The 13770-nt window shown below is 59.9% G+C and carries 10 protein-coding genes; 9 read left to right on the top strand and 1 reads right to left on the bottom strand.

What is annotated here, in order from left to right; all coding sequences use genetic code 11:
• Positions 1 to 20 precede the first annotated feature (20 nt).
• The 7 genes from bioB to PMI26_RS01550 all read left to right on the top strand — a co-directional run bounded on the left by bioB (position 21) and on the right by PMI26_RS01550 (position 7136).
• On the top strand, positions 21 to 1076 hold the full coding sequence (gene bioB, locus PMI26_RS01520; RefSeq protein ID WP_007980348.1) for a biotin synthase BioB: 1056 nt from the start codon (positions 21 to 23) through the stop codon (positions 1074 to 1076).
• A gap of 173 nt (positions 1077 to 1249) precedes the next feature.
• Positions 1250 to 2428, top strand: a complete 1179-nt coding sequence (bioF, locus tag PMI26_RS01525; RefSeq protein WP_007980346.1) for an 8-amino-7-oxononanoate synthase — start codon at positions 1250 to 1252, stop codon at positions 2426 to 2428.
• Entirely contained in the window at positions 2421 to 3152 is a 732-nt protein-coding gene (locus tag PMI26_RS01530; protein WP_007980343.1) for an alpha/beta fold hydrolase, read from the top strand. Before bioF ends, PMI26_RS01530 begins: the two co-directional genes overlap by 8 nt.
• Positions 3145 to 3957 carry a malonyl-ACP O-methyltransferase BioC gene (gene bioC, locus PMI26_RS01535; protein WP_007980341.1) on the top strand — a complete coding sequence of 271 codons (813 nt, stop codon included), beginning with the start codon at positions 3145 to 3147 and terminating at the stop codon, positions 3955 to 3957. The genes PMI26_RS01530 and bioC overlap by 8 nt, the downstream gene beginning before the upstream one ends.
• Positions 3954 to 4634: a dethiobiotin synthase gene (gene bioD, locus PMI26_RS01540; protein WP_007980339.1), complete on the top strand. Its 681-nt coding sequence runs from the start codon at positions 3954 to 3956 to the stop codon at positions 4632 to 4634. The genes bioC and bioD overlap by 4 nt, the downstream gene beginning before the upstream one ends.
• 122 nt (positions 4635 to 4756) lie before the next feature.
• On the top strand, positions 4757 to 5053 hold the full coding sequence (locus tag PMI26_RS01545) for a hypothetical protein (protein ID WP_007980338.1): 297 nt from the start codon (positions 4757 to 4759) through the stop codon (positions 5051 to 5053).
• Between the two features lie 277 nt (positions 5054 to 5330).
• Complete coding sequence (locus PMI26_RS01550; RefSeq protein ID WP_007980335.1) at positions 5331 to 7136, top strand: phenylacyl-CoA dehydrogenase; 1806 nt, start codon at positions 5331 to 5333, stop codon at positions 7134 to 7136.
• Between the two features lie 78 nt (positions 7137 to 7214).
• On the opposite strand, the gene PMI26_RS01555 is transcribed toward PMI26_RS01550, so the two are convergent.
• Positions 7215 to 9002 carry a hypothetical protein gene (locus PMI26_RS01555; protein WP_007980333.1) on the bottom strand — a complete coding sequence of 596 codons (1788 nt, stop codon included), beginning with the start codon at positions 9000 to 9002 and terminating at the stop codon, positions 7215 to 7217.
• A 1152-nt stretch (positions 9003 to 10154) separates the two neighbouring features.
• Between PMI26_RS01555 and PMI26_RS01560 the strand changes: the two genes are divergently transcribed.
• Both PMI26_RS01560 and PMI26_RS01565 read left to right on the top strand, forming a co-directional pair.
• Positions 10155 to 12242: a cytochrome-c peroxidase gene (locus PMI26_RS01560; RefSeq protein ID WP_033048478.1), complete on the top strand. Its 2088-nt coding sequence runs from the start codon at positions 10155 to 10157 to the stop codon at positions 12240 to 12242.
• A gap of 151 nt (positions 12243 to 12393) precedes the next feature.
• Positions 12394 to 13686, top strand: a complete 1293-nt coding sequence (locus PMI26_RS01565; protein WP_007980329.1) for a GGDEF domain-containing protein — start codon at positions 12394 to 12396, stop codon at positions 13684 to 13686.
• Positions 13687 to 13770 lie beyond the last annotated feature (84 nt).

Below are 13770 nucleotides of genomic sequence, written 5' to 3'. Positions count from 1 at the left end.
ATAATTCAAAGGAAACGCCCATGAGCGCCAGCACCACTGCAACCCTGCGTCATGACTGGTCTTTGGCCGAAGTCAAAGCACTCTTCGTTCAGCCATTCAATGACCTGTTGTTCCAGGCGCAGACGGTGCACCGTGCGCATTTCGACGCCAACCGCGTTCAGGTGTCGACCCTGTTGTCGATCAAGACCGGCGCCTGCCCGGAAGATTGCAAATATTGTCCGCAGTCCGGTCACTACAACACCGGCCTGGAAAAAGAAAAACTGATGGAAGTGCAGAAGGTCCTCGAAGAGGCCGCTCGCGCCAAGGCCATCGGTTCGACCCGCTTCTGCATGGGCGCGGCGTGGAAGCACCCGTCGGCCAAGGACATGCCGTACGTACTGAAGATGGTTGAAGGCGTGAAAGCCCTGGGCCTGGAAACCTGCATGACCCTCGGCCGCCTGGATCAGGAGCAGACCGAGGCGCTGGCCAAGGCCGGCCTCGACTACTACAACCACAACCTCGATACATCGCCGGAGTTCTACGGCAGCATCATCACCACCCGCACCTACAGCGAGCGCCTGCAAACCCTGGCCTACGTGCGTGAGTCGGGAATGAAGATCTGCTCCGGCGGCATCCTCGGCATGGGCGAGTCGCTGGACGACCGCGCCAACCTGCTGATCCAGCTCGCCAACCTGCCGGAGCATCCGGAGTCGGTGCCGATCAACATGCTGGTGAAAGTCGCCGGTACGCCGCTGGAAAATGCCGACGATGTCGACCCGTTCGATTTCATCCGCATGCTCGCGGTCGCGCGCATCCTGATGCCGCAATCCCACGTGCGCCTGTCCGCCGGCCGCGAAGCCATGAACGAACAGATGCAGGCTCTGGCGTTCTTCGCCGGTGCGAACTCGATTTTCTACGGCGAGAAACTGCTGACCACCGCCAACCCGCAGGCCGACAAGGACATGCAACTGTTCGGGCGCCTGGGGATCCTGCCGGAAGCCCGCGAAGAGCACGCCGATGAAGTGCATCAGGCGGCGATCGAGCAGGCGCTGGTGGAACAGAAGAGCAGCGAGCAGTTCTATAACGCGGCGGTTTGAGCAACCACTGCGTCCACTGAATGAATGCAAAACCCCTGTGGGAGCGAGCTTGCTCGCGATAGCGTCAGGTCCGTCGACATCAATGTTGAATGTGACGCCGCCATCGCGAGCAAGCTCGCTCCCACAGGGATCGCATTCATTTTGATTTCTGTGATCTGAACTTCGAGGCCTGCATGTCTTTCGATCTCGCCGCACGCCTTGCTGCCCGTCGTGCCGAAAATCTCTACCGCCAGCGTCCGCTGCTCGAAAGCCCGCAGGGGCCGCAAGTGGTGGTTGATGGCCAGCCGTTGCTGGCGTTCTGTAACAATGACTACCTGGGGCTGGCCAATCATCCACAAGTGATCGAAGCCTGGCGTGCCGGCGCTTTGAAGTGGGGGGTGGGCGGCGGCGCTTCACATCTGGTCATCGGCCATAGCGCCCCGCACCATGCCTTGGAAGAAGCCTTGGCCGACCTGACCGGTCGCCCGCGCGTGCTGCTGTTCACCACCGGTTACATGGCCAACCTCGGTGCGGTCACGGCGCTGGTGGGGCAGGGTGATACGGTGCTCGAAGACCGGCTCAATCATGCGTCGCTGCTCGACGCGGGGCTGCTGTCCGGCGCGCGGTTCAATCGCTACTTGCACAACGACCCGGTGAGCCTGGCCAAGCGCCTGGAAAAAGCCACGGGCAATACCCTGGTGGTCACCGACGGCGTGTTCAGCATGGACGGCGATATCGCCGACTTGCCGGCACTGGCCCGAGAGGCCAAGGCCAAAGGCGCCTGGTTGATGGTCGACGATGCCCATGGCTTTGGACCACTGGGCGCCAATGGTGGCGGCATCGTCGAGCATTTTGGCTTGAGCCAGGAAGAGGTTCCGGTGCTGGTCGGCACCCTCGGCAAAGCCTTCGGTACGGCGGGCGCCTTTGTGGCCGGCAGCGAAGAGCTGATCGAAAGTCTGATCCAGTTCGCCCGGCCTTACATCTACACCACCAGCCAGCCACCGGCGCTGGCCTGCGCCACGTTGAAAAGCCTGGAACTGCTGCGCAGCGAACACTGGCGCCGCGAGCATTTGCAGACGCTGATCCGCCAGTTCCGCCAGGGTGCCGAGCAGATCGGCCTGGAACTCATGGACAGCTTCACACCGATCCAGCCGATCATGGTCGGTGATGCCGGGCGCGCGGTGCGTCTATCGCAAATGCTGCGCGAGCGCGGGTTGATGGTGACCGCGATTCGCCCGCCGACCGTACCCGCTGGCAGCGCCCGACTGCGGGTCACGCTGACGGCAGCCCACAGCGAGGCCCAGGTGCAGCTATTGTTAAACGGACTGGCCGATTGTTTTCAACAACTGCAGCCGGAGCCAAGCCATGCGTGATCGTTTGATTCTGCTGCCCGGCTGGGGCCTCGGCGTTTCACCGCTGGAGCCTTTGGCTGCGGCTTTGCGCGGCCTGGACGAGCACTTGCGCGTCGAGATCGAGCCGTTGCCCGACCTGGAGTCGAGCGATCTTCAAGAGTGGCTCGATGAGCTTGATGCGACGTTGCCGCAAGACGCCTGGCTGGGCGGCTGGTCATTGGGTGGCATGCTCGCCTGCGAACTGGCGGCCCGGCGTGGCGATCGCTGCTGCGGCGTGTTCACGCTGGCCAGCAACGCGTCTTTTGTCGCGCATGAACATTGGTCAGCCGCCATGCCTGGGGAAACCTTCGATGCGTTTCTGGCGGGATGTGCAGCCGATCCGCGCGCAACCTTGAAACGCTTTTCACTGCTCTGCGCCCAAGGCGCCGAAGACCCGCGCGGATTGTCGCGGCTTTTGCTCGCTGGCGCACCGAACACCGCCGCGCCAGTGCTGCTGAGCGGTCTGCAAGTACTTGCGCAACTGGATACACGGCAGGCACTGCAATCGTTCCGCGGTCCGCAACTGCATCTGTTCGCCGGCCTCGACGGGTTGGTACCGGCGGAGGCGGCGGGCGATTTACTGGCGTTGCTGCCGGATATAGAAATCGGTCTGATTGAGCAGGCCGGCCACGCGTTTCTTCTGGAAGATCCCCACGGTGTGGCGGGGGCGATCCAGGCCTTTTTGCATGAGTCCGGCGATGACTGATTTATCCCTTCCCAACCTGCCCGGCGGCTTGCCCGACAAACGCCAGGTCGCTGCATCTTTCTCCCGTGCGGCGCAAAGCTACGACAGCGTGGCCGAGTTGCAGCGTGATGTCGGCAGCCAATTGCTCCGGCGCTTGCCACAGGATTTTGTACCGCAGCGTTGGCTGGACCTGGGCTGCGGCACCGGGCATTTCAGTCGTGCCTTGGGTGAGCAATTTCCGGGCAGTCACGGTGTGGCGCTGGATATCGCCGAGGGCATGCTCAACCACGCCCGGCCGTTGGGCGGTGCCACGCATTTCGTGGCGGGCGATGCCGAGCGTTTGCCACTCCAGGACTCGACCTGCGACCTGATCTTCTCCAGCCTGGCGGTGCAATGGTGTGCGGACTTCGACTCGGTGCTTCGTGAAGCTTATCGAGTGCTGAAACCGGGTGGCATTTTTGCGTTTGCTAGTCTTTGTACAGGGACGTTGTTTGAACTGCGCGACAGCTGGCGACAGGTCGATGGCATGGTGCACGTCAACCGCTTTCGGGAGTTTGGTGTTTATCAGCAGTTGTGTGCGGCCAGCGGCTTGAGGATGGTCAGTCTGCAAAACCTTGCGCATGTGCTGCATTACCCGGATGTGCGCAGCCTGACCCATGAGCTCAAGGCGCTGGGTGCGCACAATCTCAATCCCGGTCGACCGGGTGGCTTGACCGGCCGTGCGCGGATTCTGGGTTTGATTGAGGCTTATGAGCAGTTTCGTCAGGCCCGAGGCCTGCCGGCGACTTATCAAGTGGTGTACGCCATTTTGGAGAAACCCTTATGAGCGCAGCCTATTTCATCACCGGCACGGATACGGATGTCGGTAAAACCACGGTCGCTGCGGGGCTGCTGCATGCGGCGCGTTCGGCGGGTTTGAGCACGGCGGCGGGCAAGCCGGTCGCGTCCGGGTGCGATGTGACGCCCAAAGGCTTGCGCAACGCCGATGCGCTGGCCTTGCTGGCGGAGTGTTCGCTGCCGCTGACCTACGTACAGGTCAATCCGATGGCCTTCGAACCGGCCATTGCTCCGCATCTGGCGGCACGGGAGGCGGGCGTGGCGTTGACGGTGCAGTCGTTGCTGGCGCCGATGCGGCAGATTCTGGGGCTGCAGGCGGACTTCACCCTGATCGAAGGCGCTGGCGGCTGGCGCGTACCCTTGGCGGATCAGGACAATCTGTCGGACCTGGCCATTGCATTGAAGCTGCCGGTGATCCTGGTGGTCGGCGTGCGCCTGGGGTGCATCAGTCATGCCTTGTTGACCGCCGAAGCGATCGCCCGGGACGGTTTGCAACTGGCGGGATGGGTGGCCAACATCATCGACCCGAAGACCTCGCGGCTGGAAGAAAACCTCGCCACCCTGGCCGAGCGCCTCCCGGCACCGTGCCTGGGGCGTGTGCCCAAACTCAAGACCGTGACGGCAGAAGCCGTGGCCGAGCACTTGCAACTGGATCTGTTGGACTGAGGTTTGGCAATGCGGGCTTTGCCTATGGCAAGGCACTGTGCCATTAGTGTTTTTGACGGGCGTTTTGCCAGCCACTCTGCTTCAATGGCCGTTGTTGATCCTTTGAAAGGACGAGTTCTCCCATGGAAATCTCAGGAAACACCGCTTTTTATGCCGGTCTGAGCACTCTTCAGACAGGGCAGAACCGAGTCGATCAAGCCGCCGGGCAGATTGCCAACACCACCCTCGAGCGTTCGGTCACCAGCCAGTCTTCCGAGGCGCAGGTCGATCGTCTGCGATCGGTTGATCGTAGCCAGCAATCGGATCTGGCCAGCAACGTGGTCGAAATGGCCCAAGGCAAGATTCAGGCGGAGCTGGGCGTAAAAATCGCCAAGGCCTCCGATGAAGTGCTCGGAACGTTGATCGATACCTACGCTTGATTCTTCGCTGATACCGCACCCTCGACGCCGCGCCTGTTCGCGGCGTTTTTCTGCGTAAGTCTTTCTTGCTCAACTAATCTTTTCAGTGTGGCGGGCTGCTTTGAAAGCGCGGCTGCGTTGCCGTGTGCCTGTGTGTCCAAACCTGCGATGACGAACGGCAAAAGATCGACGCTTGACAAGATTTCGGCGTAAACGTATGTTTCAAACAACTGTTTGATCGCAGCAACAAATCCATGCGGTCGTTCATTCCCGGTTACATCAGCAGAGGTTTATCGCTATGCCTGACTACAAGGCCCCCTTGCGTGATATTCGCTTCGTTCGTGACGAACTGCTCGGCTACGAAGCGCACTATCAGAGCCTTCCGGCTTGTGCCGACGCAACGCCGGACATGGTTGACGCCATTCTTGAGGAAGGCGCCAAGTTTTGTGAGCAGGTACTGGCTCCGCTGAACCGTGTGGGCGACCTCGAAGGCTGCACCTGGAGCGAGTCTGGCGTTAAGACGCCGACTGGCTTCAAGGAAGCCTACAAGCAATTCGTTGAAGGCGGCTGGCCGAGCCTGGCGCATGACGTCGAGCACGGCGGCCAAGGCTTGCCGGAATCCCTGGGCCTGGCCATCAGTGAAATGGTCGGCGAGTCCAACTGGTCGTGGGGCATGTACCCGGGGCTGTCGCACGGTGCGATGAACACCATCTCCGAGCACGGCACCCCTGAGCAGCAAGAGGCTTACCTGACCAAGCTGGTTTCCGGCGAATGGACCGGCACCATGTGCCTGACCGAGCCGCACTGCGGCACCGACCTGGGCATGCTGCGCACCAAGGCCGAGCCTCAGGCCGACGGTTCCTACAAAGTCTCCGGCACCAAGATCTTCATCTCGGCCGGTGAACACGACATGGCCGACAACATCGTCCACATCGTACTGGCCCGCCTGCCGGATGCACCGGCTGGCACCAAAGGCATTTCCCTGTTCATCGTGCCGAAGTTCCTGCCGAACGCCGATGGTTCGGTTGGCACGCGTAACGCCGTGTCTTGCGGTTCCCTGGAACACAAGATGGGCATCCACGGCAATGCCACCTGCGTGATGAACTTCGACGGCGCCACCGGTTTCCTGATCGGCCCGGCGAACAAAGGCCTGAACTGCATGTTCACCTTCATGAACACCGCTCGCCTGGGTACCGCGCTGCAAGGCCTGGCCCACGCTGAGGTCGGTTTCCAGGGCGGCCTGAAATACGCTCGCGACCGTCTGCAAATGCGCTCGCTGACTGGCCCGAAAGCGCCGGACAAAGCCGCTGACCCGATCATCGTGCACCCTGACGTACGTCGCATGCTGTTGACCATGAAGGCGTTCGCCGAAGGCAACCGCGCGATGGTTTACTTCACCGCCAAGCAAGTCGACATCGTCAAATACGGCGTGGACGAAGAAGAGAAGAAGAAAGCCGACGCACTGCTGGCCTTCATGACGCCAATCGCCAAGGCCTTCATGACCGAAGTCGGTTTTGAAGCAGCCAACCATGGTGTGCAGATCTACGGCGGCCACGGCTTCATCGCCGAGTGGGGCATGGAGCAGAACGTTCGCGACAGCCGTATTTCGATGCTGTACGAAGGCACCACCGGTATCCAGGCACTCGACCTGCTGGGCCGCAAAGTGCTGATGACCCAGGGCGAGGCTCTCAAAGGCTTCACCAAGATCGTCCACAAGTTCTGCCAGACCAACGAAGGCAACGAAGCGGTTCAAGAGTTCGTCGCTCCGCTGGCTGCACTGAACAAGGAATGGGGCGAGCTGACCATGAAGGTCGGTATGGCCGCCATGAAAGATCGCGAAGAAGTCGGCGCGGCCTCCGTGGACTACCTGATGTACTCCGGTTACGCCTGCCTGGCCTACTTCTGGGCTGACATGGCGCGTCTGGCTGCCGAGAAACTGGCTGCCGGTACTTCCGAAGAGGCGTTCTACACCGCCAAGCTGCAGACTGCGCGCTTCTACTTCCAGCGCATCCTGCCGCGTACCCGCACTCACGTCGCAACCATGCTGTCGGGCGCCAACAACCTGATGGACATGAAAGAAGAGAACTTCGACCTGGGCTACTAAGCCTTAGGGAATGTTCAAAAGAACCGCCGCTTCCTCCCGGGAGCGGCGGCTTTTTTTTGCACTGGGGTCAGGCCTTGATCACCATGGCGTCGGATCCAGAGGGCCGACGCCAGTCGGGGAGGTCGCGCCTTCGCCGTTACGTATGAACGGCAGGTGCCAGAAGTCGTTAGGCACCACCGGATCGCCAGGCTTGACGCCTTCCGGAAAGATGAACTCGAACACCGGCGCCACATACTGTCCGGCAACCAGTCCATTGGCGACGGTCAGCCGGGCCGCATTCTGGATGCAACTGTCCACACCGGCCTGGGATAAGGCTTGCTGCGGAACGCAAAGAGACCGTGCAACGACGCGCAAGGTACGTGTCGGCTGGCTAAGTAGCCCAGCAGGCGCTTTGGTCGCACGCAATCTGGCGCGTTGTGGCTGAGGCCCCGTGTTCTGTGTGGTAATACCGCCCGAGGCTCCCAGGCAACTGGTCGCAAGGCCCAGCGCAGGGTTGCATTCACCCGTCATCTCATAAGGTGTCACCCAGCGATTGGTTTGTACGCCCGTCGATGGATTGACATCTATCAGGTAAATGTCGACCGGGGTCTTGATGTCGGTGGTCGAGGCTTCAAGGAAAATCCGGTCCTGCGTCTCTTGGGCTACTCCGTTGATGGCCGTTGCGGCCGGGTCGGCCGTACCGATGCCAAACTCCCCGATAGCCAGGTAGCTGGGCTGCGAACCCGGTTGAGTGTAGATCCCGACATTCGCCTCGATCGTGTGTGCAGAGACGAAGTCCGGGAGGCCCGTTGTTGCTGACTTGAACAGAGTGCCGGACCAACTGATGAAGTCGCCGACTTCGAAGGGTGCCTGTTGGGTTGGGTCGGGGTCCGTCGCCGTACGCGTCGCATCGCTGAATCTCTTCATGACGTACTGGCTGCAATAGGTTTGCCCCACCGCTGGACCCGAGAGCTCCCCGCTGGCCGGAGGCGTGACGCCGGCCTGGCTGAAGTTGCGGCAGTTGTTGGTCGTGGTTGGGGTGACCACTTTTGGCCGGTTTTTCTCCGGGCAGAGCGCATCGTCTCCGGAAATCGTGCGCGGCACGCACATCGGGTAGCCGGTGGCGGCATGGATGGTCGGGTTGGCATCATCGACGGAGAAGCGTGGGTCGGGGCTTTGGGCGCGGCCAAAACGTCCGTTCGGGTCGTTGATCTGAATAATCGTGGGTTGCGTCGGGTTCCCGCTGTCGACTTCGAGGTTGCCGTTGGTGTAGTCGATCCGGGTGATGACACCGCTCCCGGCGTTGACCGATTGCTGGGAGACAAAGATCAGCCCGGCAATCTGCTTGTTGGAGACGGTATTGCCTACTACATGGATCTCGAACGAGGGATAGGCTGCCGGAGATTTTCCGAGCGCCAGGGTTCCACCCCTGACGAAGTCGGCCCAGGTCAGGGTGTTGGCCGGCATCTGCATAACGGTGTTGCAAGGGACAACAATCGTGACGCCGTTCAGCTGGACGGTCCCCCCAAAGCGGCCCGGGTCGCTGGTACTGGGGCAATTCGTATTGGTGGTGTCCAGGGTCATGTTTTGGATAAAACCGGTCACATCAAACCCATGAATCGCCGTCGGGTTTGTGAAAATCGGATCGGGCAGTGTGGGTGTCGTGAATGGCGAGGGCAAACCCGGGGGCTTTGCAGTCCCGCCGCCACCTCCACCACCACCGCCGCCACCCGCTCCGTTTTTGGCAAATGCATCTCCACCACCACCCATGACCAGCGCGATGGCGACGGCACCGGCGAGCAGAACATGGCGACTGAAGATGCCGTTGAATCGCTTGTGAGGCAGCAGCGGTATCGCGAGTGTTTTTTCGTACAAAGATAAGCTCATGGCTCACTCCAGAATCTTGCAGGACCAATTGCCGGCCAATCGGGATCACAGATCTGCTGATGCGCTTGATCCTGCGCAAGAGAAACGCAAAGCCGTGAGTGTCGAATGGGGGCTCAATCCAGCGGATTCAGTGCCTGTGCAAGGTCGGCACTTGCCGTTCGGATGCTTTCACCTGCGTGCGTCGGCCGGTTACGGACGCAAGCGCGAGAGACATTTCCTTGAGCCTGAGGGGCACATAGCAGTAGTCGTGCCTGATTGGCACAATTGCTTGTTAGCCAGCAAACATGCGGGCTGCGCTGAAGTTGGTGATATACACATAATTGTATGTTATGTGGTTAACACCAAAGTAGGTGGGGATATACACCCAAGTTTGGAGTTCTGTGAAAACTGTAGGTAAGTGTATTGCCGGTAGTGGCAGATGAGAAGTGTTGCCTATTAAATACTACTAAGGTCTTAGGTGTGCAAGAGGGATGTTTAAGAAAGGGTGAGAAAGTAGTCTTGTGCGGGAGGTTTAAATAAAAAATAGCTAGCGCAGTGCAACTTGCGCGCGAATGGTTCGGTATGTCTGGTGGGTGTTTTTATTGGCTGGCGATGCGGAGTTGTAGGTTTTTTTAAAGTGCCGTTTACATCGCGGTGCTTGGAGGAGCAAATACTCTGCCAATTTCAAAAAAAGCGTCTGGTGTCGCTTTGCCCTTTAAAATATGGCCTTTGAGGCCGTTGTTGGCCGCCTGTTACTGGCTGTCCGGGGAATGTCACCCAATAATGGGTAAAGTTTAACCAGAACTGAGGGATAGTGCGCAGTTGCTGTAGTTAGTAGGGTTTCTTGATTCAATTAAAATAAAAAAATATTGAAATTTTCATGATGAAATGTTTTGTTACGTCTAGAGTTTCGTGAAGCGCTACCCAGTGCTGCGAAATATCACTGTTTAAGAATGCCTGAGTCACGAGAGTGCTTTGCCAGTCAGGTCTCGCAATACCCATGTAACTTAAAGTTGGCGTGGTTGTTCGAGCGAACAGCAAGATTCATGGCGATGAGCTCATCTTGTAACAGGGTAACCGCGGAGGCTGACTACTCCGTACTGAATCGGGAGCGTCGTCATGTTTAAGTATTTGAGCATCTTCCGAACCACCTGTTTGGCCAGGGCGATGGCGATGACTCTCTTCGTCACCGGCCTGCCTGTCATGAACGTTTGGGCCGCTGACCCGGTAGTGGTCGATCCGCCCGTGCCGGACGTGCCCACTCTGCAATCGCTGCGTGGGCTGCTCCCGCCCGACCCATCGGGAACCGAAGGCGGGCGCAAAGTCGACCTGATGACCGACTACGTGCTCAATCGCTCGGCGGCAGTGCTTCTGGGCAAGGCACTGTTCTGGGACATGGAGATCGGCAGTGACGGTTCCACGGCTTGCGCGTCATGTCACTTCCACGCGGGCGCCGATCACCGCACTACCAACCAGATCAACCCGGGTCAGGCGAACACTAACGCGAACGTCTCATCGATCTTCAACAAACCGTTCACCGCCTCGGACATTCCGGGGGACGTGCCAAGCTACACCACCAAATCAGGAGGCAAGGGCGGTCCGAACTACCTGCTGAAGAAAGGCGACTTCCCGACCCATGTGCTGGCAGATCCCCTGGATCGCAATTCGGCGATTGTCTATTCGACTGACGATGTGATCGGTTCGCAAGGCGTGTTCGACGCCAACTTCGTCAAGCCTCGTCAGTCGCGTTTCGACAAGTGCATCCAGCAACCGGACGGCATCTTCCAGGTGGGAGGGATCAATGTTCGCCGCAGTACCGGACGCAACGCACCCACGGTGATCAACGCCGCGTTCAACGTGCGCAACTTCTGGGATGGCCGGGCCAATAACGTCTTCAACGGCTTCTCGCCGTTCGGCAATCGCGACCCTGACGCCGGGATTTTCGTGACCAGTGATCGCAGTGGCGTGGCGACCAAAGTCAGGCTGGCGCTCAAGGATGCTTCCGCCGCCTCGCAAGCGGTAGGTCCACCCGGCAGCCCGGTGGAAATGTCCTGCGGCGGGCGTACCTTCGCCGACATTGGCCGACGCATGCTCGACACCTTGATGCTCAAGCAGCAGCGGATTTCATCCACTGATTCGGTGCTCGGGCCGGTATCCGGTGCCCGCCGCCCGACGTACCGTGAACTGATCAAGAACGCGTTCCAGCCGCGCTTGTGGAATGCCACGCAGCAGGTCTCGCTGGGCGGCGCGCCATACACCCAGATGGAGGCGAACTTCCCGTTGTTCTTCGGGCTGGCGATTCAGATGTATGAGTCCACGCTGATCTCGGACCAGGCACCGCTGGATGCCTATTTGCAAGGCGATCACACTGCCATGAACAGCCAGCAGGTCCAGGGCATGAACCTGTTCCTGGGCAAAGGCAAGTGCATCAGTTGCCACGGCGGCGCGGAATTGACCAACGCCGGCAGCCGCTTGCTGTTCCATCCTCGGGAACGTATCGAACGGATGATCATGGCCGACAACCTGACCACGCTCTATGACAACGGCTTCTACAACACCGGGGTGCGCCCGACCTCGGAAGACCTGGCACTCGGTGGCTCGGATGCGTGGGGTAATCCGTTGTCTTTCACCCGTCAGTACAACACCGTACTGAAGGGCGGCACGATCCCTGATCCACTGGACGTCGATGTGTGCACCTTCGAAGCGCGTTTGAGCCCGGCTATCCCCTGTGATGCGACGCTCAAGCCCAATGTCGATTTCCGCGACGCGGTCGATGGCGCCTTCAAGACGCCAACCCTGCGCAATATCGCGTTGACCGGCCCGTACTTCCACAACGGCAGTCGCGCAACGCTGCAGCAGGTCATGGAGTTCTACAACCGTGGTGGCGATCGGCGTGGAGAGGATGCCAGCAATACCAGTGGCTTCGAGCATCCGGCGGTCAATCAGCACAACGGCTCGAACCTCGACCCGGACATGACCCGGCTGAACCTCACCCCGGATGAAGTGGATGCGCTGGTCAAGTTCATGGAGGTCGGGTTGACCGATCCTCGGGTGGCGTGGGAACGGGCGCCGTTTGACCATCCTTCGCTGGTACTGCCGCAGGGCGAAAAGGGAGATGAAAACTCCGTCGGGCAAAAACCGGCCAGTCCGAAGATCACGACGAGGCAGGCGCAGGATGCCGACTTCCAGCTCAAACCGGTCGGTGCCGAGGGTCGCCCGGCTCTGGAAGGGCCGCTGCAACCGTTCAACAACGACCTGTAACCGTATTTCCCCTTGCGCCACTGGCATCTGATGGATGCCAGTGGCGCCCTTTTACAATTACCTCAGTATTTCACTCAGCAATTCGGGGTTTCTGCCGTTACAGTAGTGGGCACATTGCCATCTATTGATTTGACGGGTCGGAGCTTTACCCTTGCCGCGCTCATCCGCTGTACGTTTCAGTCATTTCCTGCCGTCATTACTGCTGTTGCTGGCGGGGCTTGCGGCTGCTTACATCAAGGATCTGAACGTCTTTTTCACCTCGCTGTTCAACGTGCTGCCCACCCTGGTGTTGTTACTCGGCGGCGCCTATTGCGCGGTGTACCGACGCCAGCGTGAACTGTTTCTGATGGTCACGGTGTACATCGCCTACTTCCTGCTCGACAGCCAGACCGACTATTACCGCGACAACGGCAAGGTGCGTGACGATGCCGCCGTGGTCTTTCACCTGTGTTGCCTGCTGCTGCCATTGTTGTTTGGCGTGTTCGCGGCGTGGCAGGAACGCACCCATCTGTTCCAGGACATGGTGGCGCGTTTCGCCGTATTGCTGGCGGTCGGTAGCGTGGCGCTGGGGCTTGAGCAAAGTTATCCACACGCGCTGCTGATCTGGTTGTCGGAGATTCGCTGGCCCGCGCTGCATGGTGCCTGGATGAGTCTGATCCAGTTGTCCTATCCGGTGTTCATTGCCGTGTTTGTGCTGCTGACCTGGCAATACTGGCGCAACCCGCGACCGCTGCATGCCGCGCAACTGGTGGGATTGCTCGGGTTGTTCTGGATGCTGCCGAAGACCTTCATCTTGCCGTTCACGCTGAACATCATGTGCAGCCAGGTGATGCTGATGATCGCCGCCGCCGTTGCCCACGAAGCCTATCAAATGGCCTTCCGCGACGAACTGACCGGGCTGCCGGGCCGCCGTGCGCTGAATGAACGCATGCAACGGCTGGGACGCAACTACGTGTTGGCGATGAGCGACGTCGACCATTTCAAGAAATTCAACGACACCCACGGCCACGATGTCGGCGACCAGGTGTTGCGCCTGGTGGCCAGCAAACTGTCGAAAATCGGCGGTGGCGGTAAGGCGTATCGCTATGGCGGTGAGGAATTTGCCCTGGTGTTTGCAGGCAAGACCCTCGAAGAGTGCATGCCGCACCTGGAAGTCATCCGCGAGTCCATCGCCACCTACAACATTCAGCTGCGTAATCAGGAAAACCGCCCGCAGGACGACAATCAGGGGCGCCAGCGGCGTACCGGTTCCGGCGCATCGAGTGTGTCGGTGACGGTCAGTATCGGCGTCGCCGAGCGGATCGATCAACGGAGCCCGGAAGAGGTGCTCAAGTCCGCTGACCAGGCGCTCTACAGCGCCAAGGGCGCCGGGCGCAACTGCGTGATGGCGTTCGGGCAGAACCGTCGCGGCGCCGTACGCATGGAGGCCGCTACGGTTGAGTGATGATCGCGCATTCAGCGACTGGACATTGATTGTGGCGTAGTGTCGGCGGCAGTAGGTTGGAAAAAACTGCCGACGGAGAATGAC

This window comes from Pseudomonas sp. GM33, assembly GCF_000282295.1.
Lineage (GTDB): Bacteria > Pseudomonadota > Gammaproteobacteria > Pseudomonadales > Pseudomonadaceae > Aquipseudomonas > Aquipseudomonas laurylsulfatiphila.
The sequence above is the reverse complement of the archived record's forward strand: the minus strand, read 5'-3'. Positions and strand labels throughout refer to the sequence as shown.

Excerpts from the sequence above, each read along its gene's own strand:
- bioB (WP_007980348.1), top strand. The coding sequence starts at position 21 with ATGAGCGCCAGCACCACTGCAACCCTGCGTCATGACTGGTCTTTGGCC.
- bioF (WP_007980346.1), top strand. The coding sequence starts at position 1,250 with ATGTCTTTCGATCTCGCCGCACGCCTTGCTGCCCGTCGTGCCGAAAAT.
- PMI26_RS01530 (WP_007980343.1), top strand. The coding sequence starts at position 2,421 with ATGCGTGATCGTTTGATTCTGCTGCCCGGCTGGGGCCTCGGCGTTTCA.
- bioC (WP_007980341.1), top strand. The coding sequence starts at position 3,145 with ATGACTGATTTATCCCTTCCCAACCTGCCCGGCGGCTTGCCCGACAAA.
- bioD (WP_007980339.1), top strand. The coding sequence starts at position 3,954 with ATGAGCGCAGCCTATTTCATCACCGGCACGGATACGGATGTCGGTAAA.
- PMI26_RS01545 (WP_007980338.1), top strand. The coding sequence starts at position 4,757 with ATGGAAATCTCAGGAAACACCGCTTTTTATGCCGGTCTGAGCACTCTT.
- PMI26_RS01550 (WP_007980335.1), top strand. The coding sequence starts at position 5,331 with ATGCCTGACTACAAGGCCCCCTTGCGTGATATTCGCTTCGTTCGTGAC.
- PMI26_RS01555 (WP_007980333.1), bottom strand. The coding sequence starts at position 9,002 with ATGAGCTTATCTTTGTACGAAAAAACACTCGCGATACCGCTGCTGCCT.
- PMI26_RS01560 (WP_033048478.1), top strand. The coding sequence starts at position 10,155 with ATGACTCTCTTCGTCACCGGCCTGCCTGTCATGAACGTTTGGGCCGCT.